Here is a 24398-nt window from a genome sequence, read left to right as displayed (position 1 = left end):
TTTGGCAGTTTATTGAAGACAACCGTGAGAAAACCCACATAGCGGTAGCGAAAACTCTCCAGGTTTTTGCTTAGGGATTGCAAAAAAATGATCGAAAAATCGACGGCTGCGCCAAGCACACAGTCTGCGGATGCCGACCTGATCGGGCCGGACAGGACCCTGTTGATCGTCGACGACGACGGGCCGTTCCTGCGCCGTCTGGCGCGCGCCATGGAGGCACGAGGTTTTACGGTCGAGATCGCCGAATCGGTCGCGGAAGGTATCGCCAAGGCGAAGAGCAATCCGCCGAAGCATGCGGTGATCGATCTTCGGCTGGGCGATGGCAGCGGGCTCGACGTGATCGAGGCGATTCGTGGCCGCCGCGACGACACTCGGATGATCATGCTGACCGGCTATGGCAACATCGCGACCGCAGTCAACGCGGTGAAGCTGGGGGCCGTCGATTATCTTGCAAAGCCGGCGGATGCCGACGACATCTTTGCCGCTCTGGTGCAGCGCCAAGGCGAGCGGGTCGAGCCACCGGAAAATCCGATGTCGGCGGATCGCGTGCGGTGGGAACATATCCAGCGCGTCTACGAGATGTGCGAGCGCAATGTTTCCGAAACCGCGCGACGCCTCAACATGCACCGCAGGACGCTGCAGCGTATCCTCGCCAAACGGGCGCCGAAGTGATCATCCCGAGCCGGCCGGCCTAGGTCACGATAATTTTGGGTTCGAATCGGCTCAAAATCATAAACGTGATCGATTCTACTGATGTTTCCTTAAATCGGAGCCGATTTAAGGATAAAAACATCCGGCAATTCAAAGTGCTACAGCGACCTTTGTGCGTCTGAAAAGACGCACGACGCTGTAGTAAGTTGGAGCGAGATGCGGGCCGCAGAGCGCGCACACTTTTTCTCATCCCGCGTTAGATCACGATGATTTTAGGTCGGATCGACCTAAAATCATGAACGTGATCGATTCTAATAAGTTAGCGCGGGATGCGGCCGGAAAACCGCGCACACTTTTCCTCATCCCGCGCTAGCCATCGCGCGTGCCGCCGACAATGTCGCGAATGGACTGGCCGAGTTCGCCGTTTCGCTCCGCCGCCCATTCGGCGTGCATCAAGCGCTGCCCGGCAGTGCGGGCGAAGGCCTGCGTCACCGATTTTCGCGTGGCCGGCGCCAGCCGATGTTCCGGCGCATTGCGCAGCATATGCGCTTCATAACCGTCGGAAAGCAGAAGTCCGCAATCCTCCGGGAAGATGTCGAGCGGCACTTGCGCATGCGTCGCAAAGAACAGGCGGTCGCAATGGAGGCGGTATTCCGGCCACTTGCGATCGACGCGGAAGTCCTCGATCGAGGTTTTTATCTCGATAATCCAGATCTCCCCCTTGGCCGAAAGCGAAATGAGATCCGCTCGCCGGCCGCTTGCGAGCGTCAACTCTGGCAGAACGGCATGGCGCAATTCCGTGAGCAGCCGCTGGACACCGCGGCGTACCTTTAGCGCTCGCTCCGACTGGCGCCCGTCGGCGAGCGGATTGTCGTCATGGATCGATAGAATCGTCATCGCCTGACTCCCGCTTTTACGTTCCTGGCACCGCGGCTTGTTGCAAAAAAGCAATCGTCACGGAATTTACACTTTTTGGCCGAATTGCGGCGGCGCAATGCCTTGCGTAGCGCGATCCAATCGAAAATAAGCTGGTGTTGCTGACGGCCGGGACCCCCCGTATTTCCTCATTCCTTTTAAGAGACACTCATGCGCTTCCGCAACGCCCTTCTATTGTGCAGTCTGGCGGCCACTGTTGCCATTGCCGGCTGTTCGCAAACCACGTCCACAGCCGGCCCTGCTCCCGAGGGTGAAAAAGTGGCGACGAATCAAATATTTTCCGCCGGTTATGGCCCTGTCGAGGACCACGGATATGCCCTGCCAGCGGTGCCGATCAACCGGGTCGACGAGCGATTTCATCGCCAGATCGTCGATTATGCCACCAAGGAGCGTCCGGGTACTATTATCGTCAACACGCCGAATCGCTTCCTCTACTATATTCTGCCCGGCGGCAAAGCCGTTCGCTACGGCATTGGCGTAGGCAAAGCCGGTTTCGCCTGGGAAGGCGAAGCCTATGTCGCCTGGAAACAGGAATGGCCGACTTGGCATCCGCCGAAGGAGATGGCCGAGCGCAAGCCTGAAGTTGCCAAATATGTCGAAGCCGGCATGGGTCCCGGCATCGGCAACCCGCTCGGCGCGCGTGCTCTCTACCTTTTCAACAGCGAGGGCAAGGACACGCTCTTCCGCCTGCACGGCACACCGGAATGGGCCTCGATCGGCACGGCCGCATCTTCCGGCTGCATCCGCCTGATGAACCAGGACATCATCGATCTCTATTCGCGCGTGCGTCCGGGCAAGGGCGCACGGGTCGTCGTTCAGCAATAACGCCGCCGCATAACCAAACGAAGGGGCCGCCGTCTATGCCGGCGGCCCTCCGTTTTGGTCATCGTCGTGACGGCCTCACGCCGCTGGTGCTTATAAGTTAGAGCAAGGTGCGGGCGGAAAACTGTAGACACTTTTCCTCATCACGCTCTGGCCTTGCGCTCCAGCCGGCGGCGATGAAGGACCGGTTCGGTATAGCCGTTCGGCTGCTCGCGCCCCTTCAGCACGAGATCCAACGCAGCCTGAAACGCGATCGATTCGTCGAAGTGGCCGACCATCGGCGTGTAGTTCGGATCGTTGACATTCTGCTGATCGACGACGGCCGCCATTTTCTTCATCGTCTCGACGATCTGCATTTCGCTGACGATCCCGTGATGCAGCCAATTGGCCATATGCTGTGCGGAGATGCGCAGCGTCGCGCGGTCTTCCATCAGGCCGTCATTGTTTATGTCGGGCACCTTGGAGCAGCCGACCCCCTGGTCGATCCAGCGCACGACGTAACCGAGGATTCCTTGCGCATTGTTGTCGAGTTCGCGCTGGATTTCGTCCTCAGTCCAGTTCGGCCGCGCCGCCACCGGCACAGAGAGGATGTCGCCGAGCTTAGCCCGGGGCCGGCTCTTCAGGCTGGCCTGAACCTCAGCGACATTGACGCGGTGATAGTGAGTGGCATGCAATGTCGCCGCGGTCGGCGAGGGAACCCAGGCGGTGTTGGCGCCCGCCTTCGGGTGGGCGATCTTCTGCTCCAGCATCGCCGCCATCAAGTCCGGCATCGCCCACATGCCCTTGCCGATCTGCGCGTGGCCGGAAAGTCCGCATTCAAGACCGATATCGACGTTCCAGTTCTCGTAGGCGGTGATCCAGGTCGCCTGCTTCATGTCGCCCTTGCGGATCATCGGACCGGCTTCCATCGACGTGTGAATCTCGTCGCCGGTCCGGTCGAGGAAGCCGGTATTGATGAAGACGACGCGCTCTCGAGCGGCCCGAATGCATTCCTTCAAGTTGACCGTCGTGCGCCGCTCCTCGTCCATAATACCCATCTTCATGGTATTTGCCGGCATTCCGAGTGCCGCCTCGACGCGCGCGAAGATCTCGCAGGCGAAGGCCACCTCTTCCGGCCCATGCATCTTCGGCTTGACGACATACATCGACCCGGCGCGCGAGTTCATCCGGCGACCGTTTGGCCCAATGTCATGAAGGGCGATCAGCGCCGTGATCATGGCATCCATGATGCCCTCCGGAACTTCGCGGTCGTCACGGTCGAGGATCGCCGGATTGGTCATCAGGTGTCCGACATTGCGCACCAGCATCAGCGATCGCCCCGGCAGCGTCAGGGCCGCACCGTTCGAGCTGGTGTATACGCGGTCGGCATTGAGCTTACGGGTGAATGTTCTGCCGCCCTTGGTGACCTCTTCCCGGAGATCGCCCTTCATGAGCCCCAGCCAGTTGCGATAGACGATAACCTTGTCCTCGGCGTCGACGGCAGCAACCGAATCCTCGCAATCCATGATCGTCGTGATCGCCGATTCAATGATAACGTCTGATATATGCGCCGGATCATCCTTGCCGATCGGAGTCGCTGCATCGAGGACAACGACGATATGAAGATTGTTTTGCCGCAGGACGATTTCCGAAGGTGCTCCGGCGGAACCGGAATAACCGGCGAACTGGGCCGGATCGCCGAGAGCCGTTTTCGTCCCGTCCGCAAGCGTTATCGCCAGGGCGGCACCTTCGACCCCCACGGCGTTCGCGTCGCTCCAGCGGCCCGTCGCAAGCGGGACGCTTGCATCGAGGAAATCCCGCGCCCAGGCAATGACCTTGGCGCCGCGCGTGGGATTATAGGTCCTGCTGCGTTCCGCGCCGTCGGCGTCGGGGAACGCGTCGGTGCCGTAGAGCGCGTCATAGAGCGAGCCCCAGCGCGCATTGGCGGCGTTCAGCGCATAACGCGCATTCATGACGGGAACGACAAGCTGCGGTCCGGCAATCGTCGCAATCTCGGGGTCGACATTTGCGGTCGAAATGGAAAAGTCGGGCCCCTCCGGCAGGAGATAGCCGATCTCCTTCAGAAAGCCCTCATAGGCTTCCATATCGACCGGCGCGCCGTTGTCGCGATACCACGCGTCGAGTCGGGCCTGAATATCATCGCGCTTGGCAAGAAGGGCCCGGTTCTTCGGCGCGAGATCGTGTACGAGCTCCGACAGAGCGGAAAAGAAGCGCTCGGGATCGACGCCCGTCCCCGGTACCGCCTCCTCGACCAGAAACCCATGGAGACCGGTGTCGATCTTCAAACCATACTTCTCAACGCGGTCCATTCGGTAACTCCTGAAATAGCAAAAGCGGGATGTGTCGAATAGGCGTTTTACGCCTTTCCTCACCCCGCTCCATGGCGACGGCAGTTTCTCATCAAATCATTCCCTGTCAATTTCGCAAGGATGCGAAGAATTATTTCCGGAATGGAAAAGATCACGCATGCGCAATTCGCGGTCTTCCGGTTGCGGAAGCGATGAAGCGCGCCTCAATGAGCTTGCGGCTGCCCTCGACCTCCGGCGCATCGATCTCTTCCCAGATGGTCGTGGCCGGTTCTTCCGCGCCGTTTGCGCGCGCCGTCTCCAGTGCCATGTTCTCGGCCCGGCGTCGGGCGAACCCGAAGGCCCGCTCCTGATCAAGGAAGCGCTCGCTGGCGCCTGCACCATTGACTATGAATATCCCCTCCTCCGGCACCGTCACGAAGACGGTGACGGTTGCGCGCACCTGGCCGACGACCGCGCCGACCGCATTTGCCACGTCGGCTTCCGCCGGGATCGCCGCTTTCGTGCCAAGCATGTCGGCAATGGCCGGGTAATAGACCGGCGCCGACGCACCAAGGCCAACAAGCGGCCGGTCGAGACCGATCGAGAAGCGGACGATACCGGGCTCGCGCTTCAGCGCGCGGTCGACGGCGAGCGAGGCGGCCGGGTTGATGGCGCCGGCGCCATCCTCGTTGAGGCAGGCCTGCAGGATGGCCTCAGAGGATTGCCGCGTCAGCCGGTCTACGATCATCTGGGCGAGCATCTTCGCCGAACCGGCGATTGGCTGGCCATTCCCGTCCTTGGTGCGCGCCGCGATCTCGATGCCGAGGCGAGCGGCTTCGGCATTCCATTGCGCCTGCCTCCCGAGCACATGCATCGCATCCGACGGGGTGAGGCCGCAAATGTGCACCAGTCCGCGGGCAACAAGCCTGTCGAGCGTCGCTCTCTGCGGCGTGCTGACGAGCAGATTGGCAAGCGCCACCGGCACCATCCCTATCCGCTCGTACAGGGCCTGCTCCTGCGGCTGGAGGCCGCTTGCCAGGTGATCGGGAAGGCCGGTGCGAACTGCGAGGCGGCCGTCATGGCGGCCTGCATGTGCCGCGCGCAACTGTTTCTCGAGTACGGACAGCACGGCATCGCCATGCAGCGCCGCTGCAAGGCTCAAGGGCAGAAATCGGCGCGGACCGAGATCTATCTTCGCCTTGAGACCGCGATCATTGATCCTGACTTCGGAATCGCCGCCGAGCCCGTAGGTCCGCATGGCGACCGCCTCGACCATCGTGCGAAAGCCGCCGACGACCGCCCCATCCGCATCGAGCCTCGGGCGGCCGCCTTCGAGTACGGCAACGTCCGTCGTCGTGCCGCCGATATCCGAGACGACGGCGCTTTCCAGGCCGGTCAAGTGCCGCGCTCCGACGAGGCTCGCCGCCGGGCCGGAGAGGATCGTCTCGATCGGCCTCAGCCGCGCCTCCGTCGCCGAGATCAGGGCGCCGTCGCCCCTGACAACCATCATCGGCACATCAATGCCGCGAGCCTTGAGAAAGCCTTCGCAGGAGCCGATCAGCCGGTCGATCATCGAAACCAGGCGCGCATTGAGAAGCGTCGTCAGCGCGCGGCGCGGACCGCCGAGCTTGGAGGAAAGCTCGTGACTGCAGGTCACCGGCAGATGCGAGACTTCGCGAATACGGTCGCGTACACGCTTCTCGTGTTCCGGGTTGCGGACGGCGAAGTAACCTGCAATCGCGAAAGACGATACCTGCCCGTCGAGCCCCGGCAAGGCCTCGTCCAGCACGGTCATGTCGAGCGGCGTTTCGCCGCCATGGACATTATGGCCCCCCGGAAGGAAGATGACCGGGTCCGACCCGAGCGCCTCCAGCAGACCGTCGCGCTTCAAGTCTTCCGGTCCGAAGCCGATCATCACGAGGCCTGCCCGGCCGCCCTGCCCTTCGACCAGGGCGTTGGTGGCAAGCGTCGTCGAAAGCGAGACGAGACTGATCACCGAGACTGGAACCTGCGCTTTTTCCAGAACAGCCTCCACCGCCCCGGAAATGCCCTCCGCGAGATCGTGTCGGGTCGTCAGCGCCTTGGCCTTGGCGATGACACCGCTTGCTTCGCTGAAAAGGACCGCATCGGTGTAGGTGCCGCCGGTGTCGATGCCGAGAAGAAGATGGGAACTCAATTCTGCGCCAGTCCAGTTTTGGCCGGGACAAGCCCGGATTCTGCTCAAAATGCTATAGCGACCTTCGTGCGTCTAAAAAGACGCGCAACGCTGCAGGGGATCGCTCCGGTGATAGGGCAAATTCTCGAGAAAGACCATCGCACGATGGACATAAGCCGTCGCACGTAACGAGAGGCCATTCGGACTACCGAGGCGACACCTTCATCGGCAGGCCGCCCTTCGGCTGCGTCGTCAGCCTTTGTACCGGCCAGGGATGAGTTGCCTCCGTGAGATCGAAGCGGAAGCGGTGCATGAGCACCGCGAGGGCGATGACCGCCTCCTGCAAGGCGAAGGTCGCGCCGATGCAGACGCGAGGGCCGGCGCCAAAGGGCAGGTACTGGAACCGGTTGATCTTTTCGCGGTTCTCGGCAAGGAACCGCTCGGGCATGAAAGCGCGCGGCTTTTGCCAATAGAGCACGTGACGGTGCAGCGTCCAAGGCATGATGAGCACCGATATGCCTTTCCGTATAGGGACCCGCTCTCCCTTTGGCGAGGTCCACTCGTCTTCCTCGATAGCCGCGCGATTGATGGACGGTGCAGGCGGGTAGAGCCGCAGCGCCTCTTCGAAGGCGGCGAGCACGTGCGGCATTCGCCCGAACCATTCGACAGGCTCGGCGCCGCTCGCCAAAACCGCGTCGATTTCCTGTTCCATCGTCTCGCGGAAGGCTGGCGTATTGGCGATGCAATAGAGCGTCCAGGCGAGCGCCCGCGCCGTCGTCTCATGGCCGGCGCCGATGAAGGTCAGAATATTGTCCTCGATCTCCGAGGTAGAAAGCCCCTCCGGCCCCTCGAGTTGGAGCAACAGGGTCAAGAAGTCGTTCGGAACCTTGCCCGGCGCTTCGGACATCCGCTGCCGGCGTTGCGCCATCGTCTCTGAGACGACGCCGCGGAAGCGGTTGAGCACCTTCTTGCCGCCAATCCGCGTCAGGCGCGGCACCCATTCCGGCGCGACAAGGAGATCCATCGGATCGACGCGGCCCATCCGGTGCAGCAGTTCCTCGACGTTGGTTGCGAATCCCTCCTTTTCGACGGCGATCTCGCCGGAAAAGAGCGTTTCGGCCAGGATCTCAAAGGTGAGCTCGGTCATATCGACGGCGATGTTAGCGACGAAGGGTTCGGAGACGGCGCGCTCGTAGCGCTGGACGAAATGCTCTGAGACGCTGAGCATCTGGCCGGCGAAGCCCTTGGCGTGGCGGGGTGTGAACACCGGCGCCATCGCTTTGCGCGACCGCTTCCAGACCTCCCCTTCCGCTGTCAACAGGCCGTCGCGAAGGATGGGGCGAAGGATCAATCGCCGGACGTTCGACATTTCGTAATTCCCGGCGTTCTCGACGAGGATGTAGCGAATGAGCCCAGGATCGTTGACGATCAGCGTGCGCTGATTGATGAACTTCGTCTCGATCCAAGGCAACGTATAGGACGGCTCGCCCCAGAGCTCGAGCGGATTGCGCAAGACGGTGCGAATGATCTGCAGCCGCGAAGGAACCCCGACGCGCGGAACGGGCGCGGGCGGCTCGAACGGCTCCGGTCGCGTGTCCATGAGGAGAGGCCTTTCCTGATCGCCTACCGTCTCAGTTTTTTACGGCGCAATCAAGGAAGTGCGTCAGGTGGAACCCGGTGATCTCGGCAAAATGAGGTGCGTGCCAGCGGCGGAAAAAATGCTACGCGCGCCCTTTCTCAGAGCAGGCTTTCGAGCTCGGCGAGTTTGTCGTTGACGAGCCAGCCATAATAATTCTCTTCCGGCCAGTGGACATCGGCGCCCTGGTTCTTCGCCGCAAGCGCCGCGGCCCGCTGGTCCGGACTGCCGACGTTATAGAGCGTCGCAGTCACGCCGGGATTGCCGGAGATGTCCATGCCGGCGATCGAGCGATAGGCATCGATTGAATGGCGGATCGAGGCGGCCATGTAGGCGAGCGACACGTCCGGATCCATGATCGCTTCGTAGACGGCGGCGGCGTTGTTCTCATCGAGGCGATCATAGCCCGAAACGCGCGACACCATGTCCGTCAGCATCAGCGCTGTCAGGGGATTGATCTGGCCGAGGCCGAACGTCTGGCCGGCGAAGAAGGGCTGGAAGAAGACCGCGCTGAAACGGTTGTTCGGGAAGGATTCTCCGCCGACCGATTGACCGCGGAACTCGCTGTCCCACACCCGCTCGCGGCAGCTCCAGAGGGCAATAGACGTCTCCTTGCCATTGCAGGCGGCAAATTGCGGCCGCGCGACGAAGTCGGCAACGGACTCGCCATCGTAGCCGAACTGGAAGCTGTTGCCGGCATAGGCGGCAGCTTTAACGTAATAGGACTGCAGCCGATCATAGGCATCGACATTGTAGGTATGCTCGCCGACGATCGCGCCGATCATGTGAATCGGCGCAATGCCGTAGGCTCCGGCAACCGATTTGATCTTACTGACAAGCTTGCGATCGGTGGCGAGAAGCTCGCGCACCTTTTCGTATTTCGCGTCGAAAGAGCTACGGCCAGCCTTGGTCCGGCGAATGGAGGCGCCCGGGACGCTCGGCTGTTCGGCGTGGCGATTGCCCTCGGGAACCATCCTGATCTCGGCCGCGGCGGGTTGCGCAGCGGTGAGGCAAAGAGCGGCAATAACGAAGAGGCAAGCGGTAAGACGCACGATTTGTTTTTTCCTGTGATAGCCGGACCGGTCCGTTCGGGCGAGCGGCCCCTAGGGCAGAATCATGTCGGAATGATGCCCGGCGCTCGGAAGGGATCCGTGCAATGCTGTAGAAAAAATGAAGGCGCCTGTCGAGAGACAGGCGCCTCACAAGTCGGCGATTACCAGACTCCGCGGCGCCACGGCAACACGGTCACAGGATGTAGCGCGACAGATCTGTGTTGGCGGCAAGGTCGCCCACATGTTTGCGGACATACTCCGCATCGATCGTTGTCGTCTCGCCGCCACGATCCGGCGCGCTGAAGGAGATCTCATCCAGGACGCGCTCCATCACCGTCTGAAGACGGCGGGCGCCGATATTCTCGACATTCGTGTTGAGCTGAACGGCGACCTCCGCGAGCGCGTCGATGGCATTGTCGGTGAAGTCGAGTATCACGCCCTCGGTCTCCAAGAGCGCCTTGTACTGCCTGATCAGGCTTGCCTCCGTTTCCGTGAGGATGCGACGGAAGTCCTCCTTGGTCAAAGCGCGCAGCTCCACCCGGATCGGCAGGCGGCCCTGAAGCTCCGGCAGGAGATCCGACGGCTTCGACACGTGGAACGCCCCGGAGGCGATGAAGAGGATGTGGTCAGTCTTCACCGGTCCGTATTTCGTCGCGACCGTCGTGCCCTCGACCAGCGGCAGTAAGTCTCGCTGAACGCCTTCGCGCGAAACGCCGGCACCAATACCGCCGTCGCGGGCGGCGATCTTGTCGATTTCGTCGAGGAACACGATGCCGTCGTTTTCCGCCGCGTCCACCGCTTCACGCTGGATCTGCTCGTTGTCGAGCAGCTTGTCGGACTCGTCGTTGATCAGCAGCTCGTAGGAATTCTTGACCGTGGTCTTGATCTTCTTGGTTCTACCGCCAAGGGCCTTGCCGAACATTTCCGAGAGGTTCAGCACGCCGATATTCGCGCCGGGCATACCCGGAATCTCGAAAGCGCCGGGCGCGCCGGTCTCGGCGACATCGACCTCGATTTCCTTGTCGTCGAGCTCATTGGCCCTGAGCTTCTTACGGAAGGAATCGCGGGTCGCAGGCGAAGCCGTCGCCCCGACCAGCGCATCGAGCACGCGCTCCTCGGCGTTCTGGTGAGCCTTCGCCTTCACTTCGGTCCGCTTCTTCTCGCGCACCAGGCCGATGCCCACCTCGACAAGGTCGCGCACGATCTGCTCCACGTCCCGGCCCACATAGCCGACCTCGGTGAACTTGGTGGCCTCGACTTTGACGAAGGGGGCGCCGGCGAGCTTGGCAAGACGGCGGGAGATCTCGGTCTTGCCGACGCCGGTCGGGCCGATCATCAGGATATTCTTGGGCATGACCTCGTCGCGCAACTCGTCACTCAACTGCTGGCGGCGCCAGCGGTTGCGCAACGCGATGGCTACGGCACGCTTCGCGTCCTGCTGGCCGATGATGTAGCGGTCGAGCTCCGACACGATTTCTCTTGGTGAAAAGTTGCTCATCAATTCCTCTCAAATTCCGTCCGCGTCAGCTCCATCAGGAGTGTCCGACCGGACTCATCTATCCATTCGCCGAAAGGCACGAAGCCGGCCTTCGAATAGGCCCTGATCGCACGGAGGTTGCCGGCATCCGGGTCGATGACGATGCGCATGGCGCCGTTTTCGAACAGTCGGCCGGCAAAGGCCCTGAGCGCCAGCGGCGCAATGCCCTTGCCGGTCAATTCAGGCGGACCGACGAAAATGTCGACGCCCGGCGTGTCCGGAGACAGATTCTTGGCCCAGGGTTCCTCATCATATTGCGAGGGTATCCAGGACTGGATGTATCCGGCCGGTTCACCTCTCACATGAAAGATGAATCCGTCGACCTCGCCGGTGGTGCAGCCATCGCGAATCAATCCGAGTTCGGCATCCGGATCGCCCCACCATTGTCGAACATGCGGCTCAGAAAGCCAGGCAAGCAGCATCGGCAGATGGCGCTCGGCCACGCGCTCGAAGCTGACATCTGCCCGGTCAGTCCGCATCCAGCGTCTCCACGACGACATTGTAGTTGGTATAGACGCAAATATCTCCGGCGATTTCGAGGGCGCGCCGGGCGATCTCTTCGGCCGACCTGTCGCTGTCCATCAGGGCGCGTGCGGCTGCAAGCGCGTAGTTACCGCCCGAACCGATGGCGATCGTCCCATGCTCCGGTTCGAGCACGTCGCCGTTGCCGGTGATTGCGAGCGTCACGGTTTTGTCCGCGACCAGCATCATCGCTTCGAGATTGCGCAGATATTTGTTGGTGCGCCAGTCCTTGGCAAGCTCGACGGCCGCCCGCATCAGCTGATCGGGATATTGCTCGAGCTTTGCTTCAAGCCGCTCCAGCAGAGTGAAGGCATCCGCCGTCGCGCCGGCAAAGCCGGCTATCACGCCCCCCTTCGACAGGCGTCGGATCTTGCGCGCATTGCCCTTCATTATGGTCTGGCCGAGGCTTACCTGGCCGTCGCCCGCCATCACCACCTTACCGTCCTTGCGCACCGTGATGATCGTGGTGGCATGCATCGTTCCGTAGGGATTATGTTCGCTCATGAGTTACCTATCGGCCCCGTGGCTCAGGGCATTGCGGCTTGAAGAAGCCTGGTTTCTTGAGGCCTATGTAAGCGCGCGCCGCGCGATTGCAAATGTGCGGTGGCTCGTCGCATCTTCTTCTGCCGATCTCGTTGGAGCGATTGAATCTCCGTCGGAGTTCTGGATATTTTACGCCTCCCCTGATATGGAGCGGCTCTGAAGCGGAATGCGAAAATGCAAGGCGGTCTTCCGTCGCCATTCCGCTCCGAATTATTCGCGTCGATTCCGATCATTTTGGGTGTCTCAAAATCTTCGCGATCGAGCGCAGACAGGAGAGCCTGATGGCAGACGAGATGCCCAGCCGCACCGGCCAAGTTTCGCGAAAGACGAATGAAACCGCCGTATCCGTCTCCGTCAATATCGACGGCACGGGTGTATCGACGATCGCGACCGGTGTCGGTTTTTTCGACCATATGCTGGATCAGCTCGCGCGCCATTCGCTGATCGATATGGAGGTCAGGGCGGACGGCGACCTCCACGTCGACGATCATCACACCGTCGAGGATACCGGTATTGCGATCGGCCAGGCGATCGCCAGAGCGCTCGGCGACCGCCGCGGCATCACCCGCTATGCCTCGATCGATCTTGCCATGGATGAGACGATGACGCGCGCGGCCGTCGATGTTTCCGGCCGGCCGTTCCTCGTCTGGAACGTGGCCTTCACCTCGCCGAAGATCGGCACTTTCGACACAGAGCTTGTGCGCGAGTTCTTTCAGGCCCTCGCCCAGCACGCCGGGATCACGCTGCACATCCAGAACATCTACGGCGCCAACAACCATCATATCGCCGAAACCTGTTTCAAGTCCGTCGCCCGCGTGCTTCGCACCGCAACCGAAATCGATCCGCGCCAGGCTGGACGCGTTCCCTCGACCAAAGGGACGCTCGCCTGAGCCGGCCAATATCCGGCTAATGACCATGGCTTCCTATCTGATCATGACCCCGCCCGGCGCACCGGCCGATGACGAAAGGGCGCGGTTTATCGCCGACGGCTTTTCCTGGCCGGCCTTTCTCTTTCCCGCCCTCTGGCTGATGAGCAAGCGGGCATGGCTCCTTGGAATCTCCGTTGCCGTTTTGCAAATACTGTTAATCCTTCTGTCGGCCTTTCCCGGCGGATTCACCGCAGCACTGATCATGCACGTCGCGCTCAGCCTCCTGGTATCGCTCGAAGGACCGGTATTTCTCTTCCGGAAGCTCGCGGCGCGCGACTGGACGCTTCGTTCGATCATTCCGGCCCGCGACCTAGAAACGGCGGAAGAGATCTATTTCTCGAACTCAGCGGCGACAACGGACGCAAAGAGCGCAACTGCGTTGTCATCGTTCGAATGGTCTACGGCGAGAGGCCCGGACAAAAGCGGCGGCCTCGGCTTCTTTGAACCTTATGGAGAGCGCTGATGCGGGTTGCCATCATTGACTATGGATCGGGCAACCTTCGCTCGGCCACCAAGGCCTTCGAACGGGCGGCGCGCGAAGCGGGTATAGCCGCCGAAATCGACCTGACGGACAAGCCGGATCGGGTTGCCACTGCCGACCGGGTGGTCTTGCCGGGCGTTGGCGCCTATGCCGACTGCCGCCGCGGTCTGGCCGCCGTCGCAGGCATGGAAGACGCGTTGACGCAAGCCGTCGAGACGGCGGGAAGACCTTTTCTCGGCATCTGTGTCGGCATGCAGCTTATGTCCTCGCGGGGTCTCGAAAAGACGATTACGAAAGGTTTTGGCTGGATACCGGGCGATGTCGTCGAGATGACGCCGACGGACCCGTCGCTGAAGATCCCCCAGATCGGCTGGAACACGCTGCGGCTCACCCGTCCGCACCCGCTGTTCGAAGGCATTCCGACCGGCGAAAACGGGCTGCATGCCTATTTCGTCCATTCCTACCATCTCGCCGCCGAGAACATCGAGGACGTGATTGCCGAAGCTGACTATGGCGGCCCGGTGACAGCCTTCGTTGCGAATGGCAACAAGGCGGGCGCGCAGTTCCACCCGGAAAAAAGCCAGACGCTCGGCCTCGCCCTCATTTCGAATTTCCTGCGTTGGAAGCCCTGAAGCTTCCACAAATTTTCCCGATCGGATCGACATATGATTCTTTTCCCCGCCATCGACCTCAAGGACGGGCAGTGCGTGCGCCTGAAGCTCGGCGACATGGAGCAGGCGACCGTCTACAATCCCGATCCGGCAGCCCAGGCGCGCGCCTTCGAGGAACAGGGGTTCGAATGGCTGCACGTGGTCGATCTCAATGGCGCCTTTGCCGGCGAGACGGTGAACGGGGCAGCGGTCGACGCGATCCTCAAGGCCACCCGAAACCCGGTGCAGCTCGGCGGCGGCATTCGCACGCTGGATCATATCGAGAACTGGCTTTCGCGCGGGCTGGCGCGGCTCATTCTCGGTACCGTCGCCGTGCGCAACCCGGCGCTGGTCATCGAGGCCTGCCGCAAATTTCCCGGCAAGGTCGCTGTCGGAATAGACGCCAAGGGCGGCAAAGTGGCGGTCGAGGGCTGGGCAGAAGCTTCCGAGCTCGGTGTCATCGAGCTGGCCAAAAAATTCGAAGGGGCCGGCGTATCGGCGATCATCTACACGGATATCGACCGGGACGGCATTCTGACGGGCATCAATTGGGCTTCGACCCTGGAACTCGCCAATGCGGTCTCGATACCGGTCATCGCCTCCGGAGGCCTCGCCTCGATGGACGATATCCGCCGCATGATCCAGCCGGACGCGCAGAAGCTCGAAGGCGCGATTTCCGGCCGGGCGCTTTATGACGGACGGATCGATCCGGCGGAAGCCCTGGCACTGATCCGCGCATCGAGAAAGAGATGATCCGATGACCCTGAAAGCCCGCGTAATCCCCTGCCTCGACGTCAAGGACGGCCGCGTCGTCAAGGGCGTCAACTTCGTCGACCTCATCGACGCCGGCGATCCGGTGGAGGCGGCAAGAGCCTATGATGCTGCCGGCGCCGACGAGCTCTGCTTCCTCGACATCACCGCCTCATCGGAGAACCGGGAGACGATCTTCGACGTCATCGCCCGCACTGCCGAGCAGTGCTTCATGCCGCTCACCGTTGGAGGCGGCGTGCGCCAAGTCTCGGATATCCGCAAGCTGCTGCTCGCTGGGGCCGATAAGGTGTCGATCAACACGGCGGCGGTAAAGAACCCGGAATTCGTCGCCGAGGCCGCCGACAAGTTCGGTAACCAGTGCATTGTCGTCGCCATCGACGCAAAGAAGGTTTCGGCCGCAGGCGAAGCGACAAGGTGGGAGATCTTTACCCATGGCGGGCGACAGCCGACGGGCATCGACGCGATAGAATTCGCGCAGAAGGTCGTCGGCCTCGGCGCAGGCGAGATCCTTCTCACTTCCATGGATCGCGACGGCACCAAGAGCGGCTACGACATCGCGCTCACACGGGCGATCGCCGATGCCGTGCGCGCGCCCGTCATTGCCTCGGGCGGCGTCGGGACACTCGACCATCTGGTCGAAGGCATTCGCGACGGCCACGCAACGGCCGTGCTCGCGGCATCGATCTTCCACTTCGGTACCTACAGCATCGGCGACGCCAAGCGCTACATGGCCGAGCACGGCATCGCGATGCGCCTCGACTAGGCGGGATGAGGAAAAGTGTGTGCGGTTTTCCGCCCGCATTCCCCCTCTTAACTAAGGACCTGATGATGAGCGAGTTTACTCTTTCCGACCTGGAAAACATCGTGGCGGCGCGCGCCAAGGCAGCGCCCGAGGACTCCTGGACCGCCAAGCTGGTGGCGGCCGGCCAGCGCAAGGCGGCCAAGAAACTGGGCGAGGAAGCGGTGGAAACGGTCATCGCGGCGATCAGCGACGACCGCAAGAATCTGGTCGATGAGAGTGCGGATCTCCTCTATCATCTTATGGTCGTATTGAACATCGCCGCCGTCCCGTTGCAGGATGTGATGAGCGAACTTGCCAGGCGGACGAGCCAGTCCGGCCTGCAGGAAAAGGCAAACCGGCAAAATCCATGACCATAGCCGCGAAAGACATCGAACCCGCCGACATTCCGGGCAATCTCAAGGGCGGAGATTATTCGCCCTATCACGTCTTCTCGGCCGAGGAATGGTCACGCTTCCGCGCCGATACGCCGCTGACGCTCACGGCCGACGAAGTGCAGCGGCTAAGATCGCTTAATGACCCGGTCGATCTCAAGGAGGTCCGCCGGATCTACCTGTCGCTGTCACGGCTTCTTTCTGCCCACGTCGAAGCCTCTCAGATCCTTTTCCAGCAGCGCAAGCGCTTCCTCAGCATGTCGGACGAAACGAAGACTCCTTTCGTCATCGGCATCGCCGGCTCCGTCGCCGTCGGCAAGTCCACGACCGCGCGCATCCTCGCCGAACTCCTGGCGCGCTGGCCTTCGAGCCCGAAGGTCGATCTGATAACGACGGACGGTTTTCTCTACCCGAACGCGATCCTCAAGCGCGAGAACATGATGGATCGCAAGGGTTTCCCCGAGAGCTACGATATCGGCGCGCTCTTGCGCTTCCTTTCGGCGATCAAGGCCGGGCAGCCGAACGTAAAGGCACCGACCTATTCGCATCTGACCTATGACGTCGTTCCGGATCAATTCCAGATCATCGACCGGCCGGACATCCTGATCTTCGAAGGAATCAATGTCCTGCAATCGCGTAATCTGCCGGCAGACGGCAAGATCGTGCCGATGGTCTCGGATTTCTTCGATTTCTCGATCTATATCGACGCCGAGGAAAGCTTGATCCATAGCTGGTATGTGAGCCGTTTCATGCGCCTGCGTGAAACGGCCTTTAAGAACCCGCAGTCCTTCTTCCATCGCTATGCGGCGATCAGCGAGGACGCGGCGCGCGCGATCGCCGAAGAGCTCTGGCACAACATCAACCTGAAGAACCTGCACCAGAACATCCTGCCGACGCGGCCGCGCGCCGACCTAATCCTACAAAAGGGTCCCAATCACCTGACAGAAACGGTCGCGTTGCGGAAACTCTAAGCCTCGGGGCACGGTCGGGGAGAATGGCGCACGCTTTTGCTCATCCGCTACGGATTGACGCGGCGCAACGTCAGATTCAGGCGCCCGCCGTTCTTCAGCAGCGTCGAGGTATTCGGATAGATGCGGTCGACGCCGTGGAAAGCCAGCCGCCCCTCGCCGCCAAGCACGACGACATCGCCGCTGGCAAGCTTGAAGGATACGGTTTGCCCGCCGCGCGTGCTGCCGCCGACGCGAAAGAGGCAAGTGTCGCCGAGCGAGATCGAGACGACGGCCGTCTCCAGATCGCGTTCGTCCCGATCCTGATGCAGGCCCATGCGCGCGTCCGCATCATAGAAATTCACAAGGCATGCTTCGGGCATCTTGTCGCTGGCCGACACCGACCGCCAGATGTCCAGCAGGATCTCCGGGATCGGCGGCCAAGGCCTGCCGGTCACCGGATGCTGCGCCTGATAACGGTAGCCGCGCTCGCGATCGGTGACCCAGCCCAGTGATCCGCAATTGGTCATGCGCACGGACATCGGCTTGCCGGTCTTCGGCATTTCGGGCGCGAAGAGCGGCGCTTCCGCTACGACGGCCCGAATCGCCGCGACAAGCTCCTCCTGACGTGAGCGGTCGAGAAAACCGGGGATATGCCTGACCCCCTTCGGCAACACCTGCATCGCCAGCATCCTCATTCGGTCGATCCGGAGGTCGTCGTCACGGAGAGCAGGCGCCGTCCGAAAGAGACTCCGACAATAAGGATGTAGCGATCGCCGGCGCCGAGAGCTAGCCGAAATCGCCCTCGCTCAGCTGGCAGCCAAATCCGGAATGCGCAGCACCTGCCCCGGATAGATCTTGTCCGGATGGGTCAGCATCGGCTTGTTTGCTTCGAAGATTGCCGTGTGTTTGGCGCCCTTGCCCTTGCCGTAGTGCGCTTCGGCGATCTTCCAGAGATTGTCGCCTTTTTTCACGGTGTAGAATACCGGAGCGTTCGCTGCGGCCGGCGCTGCGCCCGCATCGGCAACTTTCAGCTCCGAGGCTTCGACGGCCGATATGCCGAGCGTATTGCCGACGGCGACAATCGCTTTTTCGAAGGTGGACTGGTCCTTGACGACACCCTTGAGAACGACCTTGTCGTCGACGACCTCGACATTGACGTCCTTGGTGCCGAGATCATGCGATGCGAGCTCCTTCTCGACGCTAGCCGCGTCCGGCGCGGTTTCATCGCCGCCGATGCCGAGCTTCTTTCCGGCATTCTTGATAAAACTGAACAAACCCATGGTTGCCTCCTCTCGTGCGGTACACTCTCGATAAGAGAGGGCGGCCTTTGTTAAAGGCAAGGGAGCGGCCGAAAGATTCCGGTAGCGGCTCGGCTCAATCGCCGCCCGGCCGACCACGCAGTTTCTTGATTTCAGCGCGACCGGATTTCTCCTTCAACCGCCGTTCGATGGAACTGCGCGTCGGCCGCGTCTTCTTGCGCGGCGGAGGTGGCGGCTCCGCCGCCTTCAAGATTAGAGCCTTCAGCCGTTCGCGGGCGTCCTCGCGATTGCGCTCCTGGCTGCGGAACCGATTAGCCTCGATCATCAGCACGCCGTCCTTGGAGACCCGGCGACCGGCAAGTTTCAGGGCGTTGGCCCTGACGTGTTCCGGCAGCGACGGCGAGGCCTGGATATTGAAGAAGAGCTGGACTGCCGTCGACACCTTATTGACGTTCTGCCCGCCCGGGCCGCCGGCCAGCACGAATTGTTCCGTCAGCTCCCAGCCGGCGATAACGATACGGTCGTTGATGTAAAGCGGGTCGCTTGCCATGGGTCGCTCCTACAGCGCCGCGCGTGTGATCAGACGCGCAAAGGCCGCTATAGCACTTTGAATTGCCGCATGATTTTGTCCGTAAATCGGAATCGATTAAAGGAATCATGCGGTGGACCGTTCTATCGCATAGAGCCGCGCGCTTGAAAACGACCAAGCGACAAACGCGAAACCCGGCCACAGGGACCGGGTTTCACGTGAATCATGGGCTACAGTCTCTATTCGGCTGCCACCTTGGTGCCGGGTGCCGCGTCGCGCACGCTGCCGTCGACATGCCTCTCGAATTTGGCGAAGTTCGCAATGAACATGTCGACCAGCCTCCGCGCCTGAACGTCGTAAGCCTCTCCATCCGCCCAGGTGGAGCGCGGGTCGAGAGTGCCGTCGTTGACGCCGGGCACGGACACCGGCACCGCAAAGCCGAAATTGGCATCGGTGCGGAACGAAGCGCCGTTCAACGAACCGTCGAGCGCAGCCGAAAGCAGGGCGCGTGTCACCTTGATCGGCATGCGGCTTCCCGTGCCGTAGGCGCCGCCGGTCCAGCCAGTATTGACCAGCCAGCAGGTAACGCCGTTTTTGGCGATCAGGTCTTTCAGCAGATTGCCGTATTCCGACGGATGACGCGGCATGAAGGGGGCGCCGAAGCAGGTCGAGAAGGTCGCTTCCGGTTCCGTCACGCCTTTTTCCGTTCCGGCAACCTTGGCGGTGTAGCCGGACAGGAAGTGGTACATCGCCTGTTCCGGCGTCAGCCGGGCGATTGGCGGCATGACACCGAAGGCATCTGCCGTCAGCATGATGATGGTGCGCGGCTGCGGCGCGGTTCCGGTCTCGCTGGCATTCGGAATGAAGTCCAACGGATAGGCGCAGCGGGTGTTTTCGGTCAGCGAGCCGTCGTCGAAGTCCGGGAGGCGCCGCTCATCCAGGACGACGTTTTCCATGACGGTGCCGAAACGCCGTGTCGTTGCGAAAATCTCCGGTTCGGCCTTCTCGGACAGTCGGATTGCCTTGGCGTAGCAGCCGCCTTCGAAATTGAAGACGCCCTTCTCGCCCCAACCATGTTCGTCATCGCCGATCAGCGTTCGGTTCGGATCGGCCGAAAGCGTCGTCTTACCGGTGCCGGACAATCCAAAGAAGATGGCCGTGTCACCGGACGGACCGACATTGGCCGAGCAATGCATCGGCATGACCGTCTTTTTCGGCAGCAAATAGTTGAGCACGGTGAAGACCGATTTCTTCATTTCGCCGGCATAGGAGGTGCCGCCGATCAGCACGAGACCATTGGTAAGATCGCAGGCGATCACCGTTTCGCTGCGGCAGCCATGACGCTCCGGACTTGCCTTGAAGCTCGGCAGATCGATGATCGTGAGCTTCGGCTGGAAGTTTGCGAGAGCCTCGCGCGCCGGGCGGATCAGGAGGTTGCGGATGAACAGCGAATGCCAGGCGTATTCAGTAACGACACGCGTCGGGAGCGCATTCTCCGCATCGGCACCGCCGACGAGATCCTGGACGTAGAGCGACATGCCCTTGGCATGCGCCAGCATGTCCTGCCGAAGACGCTCGAAATTTTCCGGCGACATCGCGTTGTTGTTGTCCCACCAGATCTGGTCGGTGGTCGCGGCATCGCGGACGACATACTTGTCCTTGGGCGAACGACCCGTGTGCTGGCCGGTGCGGGCGCAGAGCGCGCCATGTGCCGTCAATTGCGCCTCGCCGCGACGAAGGGCTTTCTCGTAAAGCGCCGCTGCCTCGAAGTTATAGCGGACGGCCGTCAGGTCCGAAAATCCGATGGTCTCCAGCCCATTCGAGGCGTTGCGGGTGCCAAGTTGCTCCATGGTCAAGCTTCCTTCGTGTTTGGCCAGTGGTGTTGAATATCGTCGGAACATACCGGCAAGGATAATCGAAGACAAGATACGGACTTCTAAAACAATAATGATATCAGTATATTAATCGATTTAAGGAAAAATATGCGTTTTTTAATCGGTTGAATCCTGCATTGCAAAGCACCATTTGCAGGCCGGTTCCGGGGTGACAGGATCGCGCGCTTTTATGCTTCGCCACAATTTGTTCCACCTTTATACTCAAGTAGCTGCCGTGACTCGCGGTTGCCGCGGTTTCTGAAGCGGATCCGGCCACCGGACCTCAAAAGACGGAGTTGAATACGATGCAGACCATCGCGCTTGTCGATGACGACCGCAATATCCTGACGTCCGTGTCCATCGCGCTGGAAGCCGAGGGATACAAGGTCGAGACCTATACAGACGGCGCATCGGCGCTCGAGGGTTTGCTTGCGCGTCCGCCGCAGTTGGCGATCTTCGATATCAAGATGCCGCGCATGGACGGCATGGAATTGTTGCGCCGGCTCAGGCAGAAGTCAGACCTGCCGGTGATTTTCCTGACGTCCAAGGACGAGGAAATCGACGAGCTCTTCGGCCTCAAGATGGGTGCGGACGATTTCATCACCAAGCCGTTCTCGCAGCGGCTGCTGGTCGAGCGCGTCAAGGCGATCCTCCGCCGGGCGCCGACCCGCGACGCCGCTGCAGCCGGCGCCGCCGGCACAGCCAAAAATTCCGACGCGCCGTCCCGCTCGCTGGAACGCGGCCAGCTCGTGATGGACCAGGAGCGCCATACCTGCACGTGGAAGAACGAAGCCGTGACCTTGACCGTGACGGAATTCCTCATCCTGCATTCGCTGGCGCAGCGTCCGGGCGTGGTGAAGAGCCGCGATGCGCTGATGGACGCCGCCTATGACGAGCAGGTCTATGTCGACGATCGAACGATCGACAGCCATATCAAGCGGCTCCGCAAGAAGTTCAAGATGGTCGACAACGACTTCGACATGATCGAAACGCTCTATGGCGTCGGCTATCGTTTTCGCGAGACGGCCTGACGGCTCTATGTGGGACTTGCCTTCACGCCGATTGTGGATCATTCAGAACCGGCATGACGGACGAACTCAGGCTTTCGATCGCGACTGGTTTTGTCCAATCGGGCGAAGATCGTGGCGCGATCGACTCTGATAAGTCGGAGCGGGATGTTTGACCGGAGGCCACTCGGCACTTCGGCTCATTCCGCGCGAACCTTCGTTTGCCGGCCGATTGTGCGGGCGCGCCATCGGAAGTATGGCGTTGTGGCAGCGGCATAGACGAACGGCCAGGCTGGGCGGCATGCCGACGCAGACGAAGGAAGGCGGCGAAACTCGTCGCGGGAGCGGGAGACTTGGTAGAAGTCTTGCAGGGCGATATCGAAGATATTGAAGGGCGGGCATCTGCGCTGCGCGGGCAGCGCCGATGGGCGCACCCCTTTACCCTTATCCGACGCCTCTTCGGCAATGCCGTCTTTTCGAGCCTGACGCGACGCATCGTCTTTTTCAACCTTGTCGCTCTCGTGGTCCTGGTTGGCGGGATCATGTATCTCAACCAGTTCCGCGAAGGCCTCATCGACGCTCGCGTCGAAAGCCTGCTGACCCAAGGCGAAATCATCGCCGGAGCGATTTCCGCTTCAGCGTCGGTCGACACCAACTCGATCACCATCGATCCGGAAAAACTGCTCGAACTCCAAGCCGGCGAGAGCATCACGCCTTTGCCGAGCGATGAAGACCTGGAATTTCCGATCATTCAGGAACGCGTCGCGCCTGTCTTGAGAAGGCTGATCTCGCCGACACGCACGCGAGCCCGGCTCTTCGACGCCGATGCCGATCTGCTGCTTGATTCGCGCCACCTCTACAGCGGCGGGCAGGTGCTTCGCTTCGATCTACCACCGGTCGACCCGGAAACGACGAGCTTCGCGGACAAGATCAACACCTGGTTCAACCGGCTGCTGCAGCCGGGCGATCTGCCGCTCTACAAGGAGCCGCCGGGCGGCAACGGCTCGATCTATCCGGAGGTGATGAACGCGCTCACGGGCGTGCGCGGAGCGGTCGTCCGCGTCACCGAAAAGGGCGAACTGATCGTCTCGGTCGCGGTGCCGGTGCAGCGCTTCCGCGCCGTGCTCGGCGTGTTGCTGCTCTCAACACAGGCTGGCGACATCGACAAGATCGTCCACGCGGAGCGTCTCGCCATCATCCGTGTTTTCGGTGTCGCGGCGCTCGTCAACGTCATTCTGTCGCTGCTCCTGTCGTCGACGATCGCCAATCCGTTGCGACGGCTGTCGGCCGCTGCCATACGCGTGCGGCGCGGCGGCGCGAAGGAACGTGAGGAAATCCCCGACTTCTCCTCGCGACAGGACGAGATCGGCAACCTGTCGGTGGCGCTCCGGGAAATGACGACGGCGCTCTATGATCGTATCGCGGCGATCGAAAATTTTGCCGCCGATGTCAGTCACGAGCTCAAGAACCCGCTCACGTCTCTGCGCAGCGCCGTCGAAACCCTGCCACTGGCGCGCAATGACGATTCGAAAAAGCGGCTGCTCGATATCATCCAGCACGACGTTCGCCGTCTTGATCGGTTGATCAGCGACATTTCGGACGCTTCGCGCCTCGACGCCGAACTGGCGCGCAGCGACGCGAAAAAGGTCGATCTGGAAAAGCTTCTTGGCGACCTCGTCGATATTTCCCGGCAGATCCGCAGCAAGAAGAAGCCGGTGCTGCTCGACTTCGTCGTCGATCGCAAGGACAATCCGAGAGCAAGCTTCATCGTCAGCGGCTACGAACTGCGCATCGGCCAGATCATCACGAACCTGATCGAAAACGCCCGCTCCTTCGTCCCGGAACAGAATGGCCGGATCATCGTCCGGCTCACCCGTTCGCGATCCCGCTGCCTCGTCTCTGTGGAAGACAACGGCCCAGGCATCCAGGCCGAGGACATCGATCGCATCTTCGAGCGGTTCTACACCGATCGGCCGGAGGCCGAGGATTTCGGCCAGAACTCCGGCCTCGGCCTTTCCATTTCGCGTCAGATCGCCGAAGCGCATGGCGGAACGCTGAAAGCGGAAAACATCATCGGCCCGGGCGGTCATGTGACCGGCGCCCGCTTCATGCTGTCGCTTCCCGCCGAGCCGCACGCGTGAGCGCCCTTGGCTGCAATATTCACGGAACCGCCATTGTCCTCGGCACGACCGGCTTTCTGATCACCGGTCCTTCCGGTTCGGGTAAATCCGCACTGGCGCTTTCCTGCCTTTCCGAGGTTCGACGCCGCGGGCGTTTCGCGGCGCTCGTTGCCGACGACCGGGTGGACCTCACGCTGGAAAACGACCGAATCGTTGCGCGGTGCCCCGCTTCCATCCGCGGGCTGATCGAGGTTCGCGGGAGCGGGATCGCCGAGATCGAAACCATTTCCGCCTGTATTCTCGATTGGGCGATCATGCCTGTGAGATCGCCCTTCAATCCGCGCCTGCCGCCCGAGAGTGACGAATTGCAGCTTGAGATTGGCAGAAGTCTGCCGTTATTGCGCGTTCCCGTTGAAAGCCTTGTCTCTCCCCTCGACGCCTTGCGCGCATTACTACCCGAAAAATTAGTTCTTTAGCCTTATCCGAAGGCACAAGGGCTGCTTTTTCGGCATT

24 protein-coding genes are annotated in these 24398 nt (G+C 61.4%); 12 read left to right on the top strand and 12 right to left on the bottom strand.

What is annotated here, in order from left to right; translation table 11 throughout:
* Nucleotides 1-87: 87 nt before the first annotated feature.
* Entirely contained in the window at nucleotides 88-672 is a 585-nt protein-coding gene (gene actR, locus PYH37_RS11275; RefSeq protein ID WP_280735026.1) for a global response regulator transcription factor ActR, read from the top strand.
* Nucleotides 673-1020: 348 nt separating this feature from the next.
* Here the strand turns inward: actR and PYH37_RS11270 are convergent, their stop codons facing one another.
* Nucleotides 1021-1548 carry an MmcB family DNA repair protein gene (locus tag PYH37_RS11270; RefSeq protein WP_280735024.1) on the bottom strand — a complete coding sequence of 176 codons (528 nt, stop codon included), beginning with the start codon at nucleotides 1546-1548 and terminating at the stop codon, nucleotides 1021-1023.
* 189 nt (nucleotides 1549-1737) lie between these two features.
* On the opposite strand from PYH37_RS11270, the gene PYH37_RS11265 reads away from it, so the two are divergent.
* Entirely contained in the window at nucleotides 1738-2412 is a 675-nt protein-coding gene (locus PYH37_RS11265) for a L,D-transpeptidase (RefSeq protein WP_280735023.1), read from the top strand.
* Nucleotides 2413-2552: 140 nt separating this feature from the next.
* Here the strand turns inward: PYH37_RS11265 and PYH37_RS11260 are convergent, their stop codons facing one another.
* The 7 genes from PYH37_RS11260 to hslV all read right to left on the bottom strand — a co-directional run bounded on the left by PYH37_RS11260 (nucleotide 2553) and on the right by hslV (nucleotide 12103).
* On the bottom strand, nucleotides 2553-4718 hold the full coding sequence (locus PYH37_RS11260; RefSeq protein WP_280735022.1) for a malate synthase G: 2166 nt from the start codon (nucleotides 4716-4718) through the stop codon (nucleotides 2553-2555).
* A gap of 151 nt (nucleotides 4719-4869) precedes the next feature.
* On the bottom strand, nucleotides 4870-6873 hold the full coding sequence (locus PYH37_RS11255) for a hydantoinase/oxoprolinase N-terminal domain-containing protein (protein ID WP_280735021.1): 2004 nt from the start codon (nucleotides 6871-6873) through the stop codon (nucleotides 4870-4872).
* A 184-nt stretch (nucleotides 6874-7057) separates the two neighbouring features.
* A complete protein-coding gene (locus PYH37_RS11250; RefSeq protein WP_280735020.1) occupies nucleotides 7058-8452 on the bottom strand; it encodes a cytochrome P450 in 1395 nt (464 codons plus the stop codon).
* 137 nt (nucleotides 8453-8589) lie between these two features.
* Nucleotides 8590-9540 carry a DUF1402 family protein gene (locus PYH37_RS11245; RefSeq protein ID WP_280735019.1) on the bottom strand — a complete coding sequence of 317 codons (951 nt, stop codon included), beginning with the start codon at nucleotides 9538-9540 and terminating at the stop codon, nucleotides 8590-8592.
* A gap of 193 nt (nucleotides 9541-9733) precedes the next feature.
* On the bottom strand, nucleotides 9734-11038 hold the full coding sequence (hslU, locus tag PYH37_RS11240; protein ID WP_280735017.1) for an ATP-dependent protease ATPase subunit HslU: 1305 nt from the start codon (nucleotides 11036-11038) through the stop codon (nucleotides 9734-9736).
* Nucleotides 11038-11556 carry a GNAT family N-acetyltransferase gene (locus tag PYH37_RS11235; protein WP_280735016.1) on the bottom strand — a complete coding sequence of 173 codons (519 nt, stop codon included), beginning with the start codon at nucleotides 11554-11556 and terminating at the stop codon, nucleotides 11038-11040. Before PYH37_RS11235 ends, hslU begins: the two co-directional genes overlap by 1 nt.
* Nucleotides 11546-12103: an ATP-dependent protease subunit HslV gene (gene hslV / locus PYH37_RS11230; protein WP_280735015.1), complete on the bottom strand. Its 558-nt coding sequence runs from the start codon at nucleotides 12101-12103 to the stop codon at nucleotides 11546-11548. Before hslV ends, PYH37_RS11235 begins: the two co-directional genes overlap by 11 nt.
* A 320-nt stretch (nucleotides 12104-12423) precedes the next feature.
* Here hslV and hisB point away from each other — a divergent pair, with 320 nt between their 5' ends.
* From hisB to coaA, 7 genes are all read left to right on the top strand, one after another.
* Nucleotides 12424-13032 (top strand): imidazoleglycerol-phosphate dehydratase HisB, encoded by a 609-nt coding sequence (gene hisB, locus PYH37_RS11225; protein WP_280735014.1) that lies wholly within the window; start codon nucleotides 12424-12426, stop codon nucleotides 13030-13032.
* A 25-nt stretch (nucleotides 13033-13057) separates the two neighbouring features.
* Nucleotides 13058-13534 carry a DUF2628 domain-containing protein gene (locus PYH37_RS11220; protein ID WP_280735013.1) on the top strand — a complete coding sequence of 159 codons (477 nt, stop codon included), beginning with the start codon at nucleotides 13058-13060 and terminating at the stop codon, nucleotides 13532-13534.
* Nucleotides 13534-14184, top strand: a complete 651-nt coding sequence (gene hisH, locus PYH37_RS11215) for an imidazole glycerol phosphate synthase subunit HisH (RefSeq protein ID WP_280735012.1) — start codon at nucleotides 13534-13536, stop codon at nucleotides 14182-14184. The genes PYH37_RS11220 and hisH overlap by 1 nt, the downstream gene beginning before the upstream one ends.
* Before the next feature lie 33 nt (nucleotides 14185-14217).
* On the top strand, nucleotides 14218-14955 hold the full coding sequence (hisA, locus tag PYH37_RS11210; RefSeq protein WP_280735011.1) for a 1-(5-phosphoribosyl)-5-[(5-phosphoribosylamino)methylideneamino]imidazole-4-carboxamide isomerase: 738 nt from the start codon (nucleotides 14218-14220) through the stop codon (nucleotides 14953-14955).
* Between the two features lie 4 nt (nucleotides 14956-14959).
* A complete protein-coding gene (gene hisF, locus PYH37_RS11205) occupies nucleotides 14960-15736 on the top strand; it encodes an imidazole glycerol phosphate synthase subunit HisF (protein WP_280735010.1) in 777 nt (258 codons plus the stop codon).
* Nucleotides 15737-15801: 65 nt separating this feature from the next.
* Nucleotides 15802-16125: a phosphoribosyl-ATP diphosphatase gene (locus tag PYH37_RS11200; protein ID WP_280735009.1), complete on the top strand. Its 324-nt coding sequence runs from the start codon at nucleotides 15802-15804 to the stop codon at nucleotides 16123-16125.
* A complete protein-coding gene (coaA, locus tag PYH37_RS11195) occupies nucleotides 16122-17117 on the top strand; it encodes a type I pantothenate kinase (protein WP_280735008.1) in 996 nt (331 codons plus the stop codon). Before PYH37_RS11200 ends, coaA begins: the two co-directional genes overlap by 4 nt.
* Before the next feature lie 47 nt (nucleotides 17118-17164).
* On the opposite strand, the gene PYH37_RS11190 is transcribed toward coaA, so the two are convergent.
* The 4 genes from PYH37_RS11190 to PYH37_RS11175 form a co-directional block, all read right to left on the bottom strand.
* Nucleotides 17165-17776 carry an alpha-ketoglutarate-dependent dioxygenase AlkB family protein gene (locus PYH37_RS11190; protein ID WP_280736008.1) on the bottom strand — a complete coding sequence of 204 codons (612 nt, stop codon included), beginning with the start codon at nucleotides 17774-17776 and terminating at the stop codon, nucleotides 17165-17167.
* A gap of 126 nt (nucleotides 17777-17902) precedes the next feature.
* Nucleotides 17903-18376: a peptidoglycan-binding protein LysM gene (gene lysM, locus PYH37_RS11185; RefSeq protein ID WP_280735007.1), complete on the bottom strand. Its 474-nt coding sequence runs from the start codon at nucleotides 18374-18376 to the stop codon at nucleotides 17903-17905.
* Between the two features lie 94 nt (nucleotides 18377-18470).
* Nucleotides 18471-18905 (bottom strand): alternative ribosome rescue aminoacyl-tRNA hydrolase ArfB, encoded by a 435-nt coding sequence (arfB, locus tag PYH37_RS11180; protein ID WP_280735006.1) that lies wholly within the window; start codon nucleotides 18903-18905, stop codon nucleotides 18471-18473.
* Between the two features lie 218 nt (nucleotides 18906-19123).
* Nucleotides 19124-20734, bottom strand: coding sequence for a phosphoenolpyruvate carboxykinase (locus PYH37_RS11175; RefSeq protein WP_280735005.1), 1611 nt, complete (start codon nucleotides 20732-20734; stop codon nucleotides 19124-19126).
* A 329-nt stretch (nucleotides 20735-21063) separates the two neighbouring features.
* On the opposite strand from PYH37_RS11175, the gene chvI reads away from it, so the two are divergent.
* The 3 genes from chvI to PYH37_RS11160 all read left to right on the top strand — a co-directional run bounded on the left by chvI (nucleotide 21064) and on the right by PYH37_RS11160 (nucleotide 24361).
* A complete protein-coding gene (gene chvI, locus PYH37_RS11170; RefSeq protein WP_280735004.1) occupies nucleotides 21064-21789 on the top strand; it encodes a two-component system response regulator ChvI in 726 nt (241 codons plus the stop codon).
* A gap of 383 nt (nucleotides 21790-22172) precedes the next feature.
* Nucleotides 22173-23906 (top strand): two-component system sensor histidine kinase ChvG, encoded by a 1734-nt coding sequence (gene chvG / locus PYH37_RS11165; protein WP_280736007.1) that lies wholly within the window; start codon nucleotides 22173-22175, stop codon nucleotides 23904-23906.
* Complete coding sequence (locus tag PYH37_RS11160) at nucleotides 23903-24361, top strand: HPr kinase/phosphorylase (RefSeq protein WP_280735003.1); 459 nt, start codon at nucleotides 23903-23905, stop codon at nucleotides 24359-24361. The genes chvG and PYH37_RS11160 overlap by 4 nt, the downstream gene beginning before the upstream one ends.
* Nucleotides 24362-24398 lie beyond the last annotated feature (37 nt).

The organism is Sinorhizobium numidicum (assembly GCF_029892045.1).
Lineage (GTDB): Bacteria > Pseudomonadota > Alphaproteobacteria > Rhizobiales > Rhizobiaceae > Sinorhizobium > Sinorhizobium numidicum.
This window is presented reverse-complemented; position numbering and strand designations above follow the sequence as displayed.

What these genes read in the sequence shown, in the direction of transcription:
- actR (WP_280735026.1), top strand. Translation starts at nt 88, where the DNA reads ATGATCGAAAAATCGACGGCTGCGCCAAGCACACAGTCTGCGGATGCC.
- PYH37_RS11270 (WP_280735024.1), bottom strand. Translation starts at nt 1,548, where the DNA reads ATGACGATTCTATCGATCCATGACGACAATCCGCTCGCCGACGGGCGC.
- PYH37_RS11265 (WP_280735023.1), top strand. Translation starts at nt 1,738, where the DNA reads ATGCGCTTCCGCAACGCCCTTCTATTGTGCAGTCTGGCGGCCACTGTT.
- PYH37_RS11260 (WP_280735022.1), bottom strand. Translation starts at nt 4,718, where the DNA reads ATGGACCGCGTTGAGAAGTATGGTTTGAAGATCGACACCGGTCTCCAT.
- PYH37_RS11250 (WP_280735020.1), bottom strand. Translation starts at nt 8,452, where the DNA reads ATGGACACGCGACCGGAGCCGTTCGAGCCGCCCGCGCCCGTTCCGCGC.
- hslU (WP_280735017.1), bottom strand. Translation starts at nt 11,038, where the DNA reads ATGAGCAACTTTTCACCAAGAGAAATCGTGTCGGAGCTCGACCGCTAC.
- PYH37_RS11235 (WP_280735016.1), bottom strand. Translation starts at nt 11,556, where the DNA reads ATGCGGACTGACCGGGCAGATGTCAGCTTCGAGCGCGTGGCCGAGCGC.
- hslV (WP_280735015.1), bottom strand. Translation starts at nt 12,103, where the DNA reads ATGAGCGAACATAATCCCTACGGAACGATGCATGCCACCACGATCATC.
- hisB (WP_280735014.1), top strand. Translation starts at nt 12,424, where the DNA reads ATGGCAGACGAGATGCCCAGCCGCACCGGCCAAGTTTCGCGAAAGACG.
- PYH37_RS11220 (WP_280735013.1), top strand. Translation starts at nt 13,058, where the DNA reads ATGGCTTCCTATCTGATCATGACCCCGCCCGGCGCACCGGCCGATGAC.
- hisH (WP_280735012.1), top strand. Translation starts at nt 13,534, where the DNA reads ATGCGGGTTGCCATCATTGACTATGGATCGGGCAACCTTCGCTCGGCC.
- hisA (WP_280735011.1), top strand. Translation starts at nt 14,218, where the DNA reads ATGATTCTTTTCCCCGCCATCGACCTCAAGGACGGGCAGTGCGTGCGC.
- hisF (WP_280735010.1), top strand. Translation starts at nt 14,960, where the DNA reads ATGACCCTGAAAGCCCGCGTAATCCCCTGCCTCGACGTCAAGGACGGC.
- PYH37_RS11200 (WP_280735009.1), top strand. Translation starts at nt 15,802, where the DNA reads ATGAGCGAGTTTACTCTTTCCGACCTGGAAAACATCGTGGCGGCGCGC.
- coaA (WP_280735008.1), top strand. Translation starts at nt 16,122, where the DNA reads ATGACCATAGCCGCGAAAGACATCGAACCCGCCGACATTCCGGGCAAT.
- PYH37_RS11190 (WP_280736008.1), bottom strand. Translation starts at nt 17,776, where the DNA reads ATGCAGGTGTTGCCGAAGGGGGTCAGGCATATCCCCGGTTTTCTCGAC.
- lysM (WP_280735007.1), bottom strand. Translation starts at nt 18,376, where the DNA reads ATGGGTTTGTTCAGTTTTATCAAGAATGCCGGAAAGAAGCTCGGCATC.
- arfB (WP_280735006.1), bottom strand. Translation starts at nt 18,905, where the DNA reads ATGGCAAGCGACCCGCTTTACATCAACGACCGTATCGTTATCGCCGGC.
- PYH37_RS11175 (WP_280735005.1), bottom strand. Translation starts at nt 20,734, where the DNA reads ATGGAGCAACTTGGCACCCGCAACGCCTCGAATGGGCTGGAGACCATC.
- chvI (WP_280735004.1), top strand. Translation starts at nt 21,064, where the DNA reads ATGCAGACCATCGCGCTTGTCGATGACGACCGCAATATCCTGACGTCC.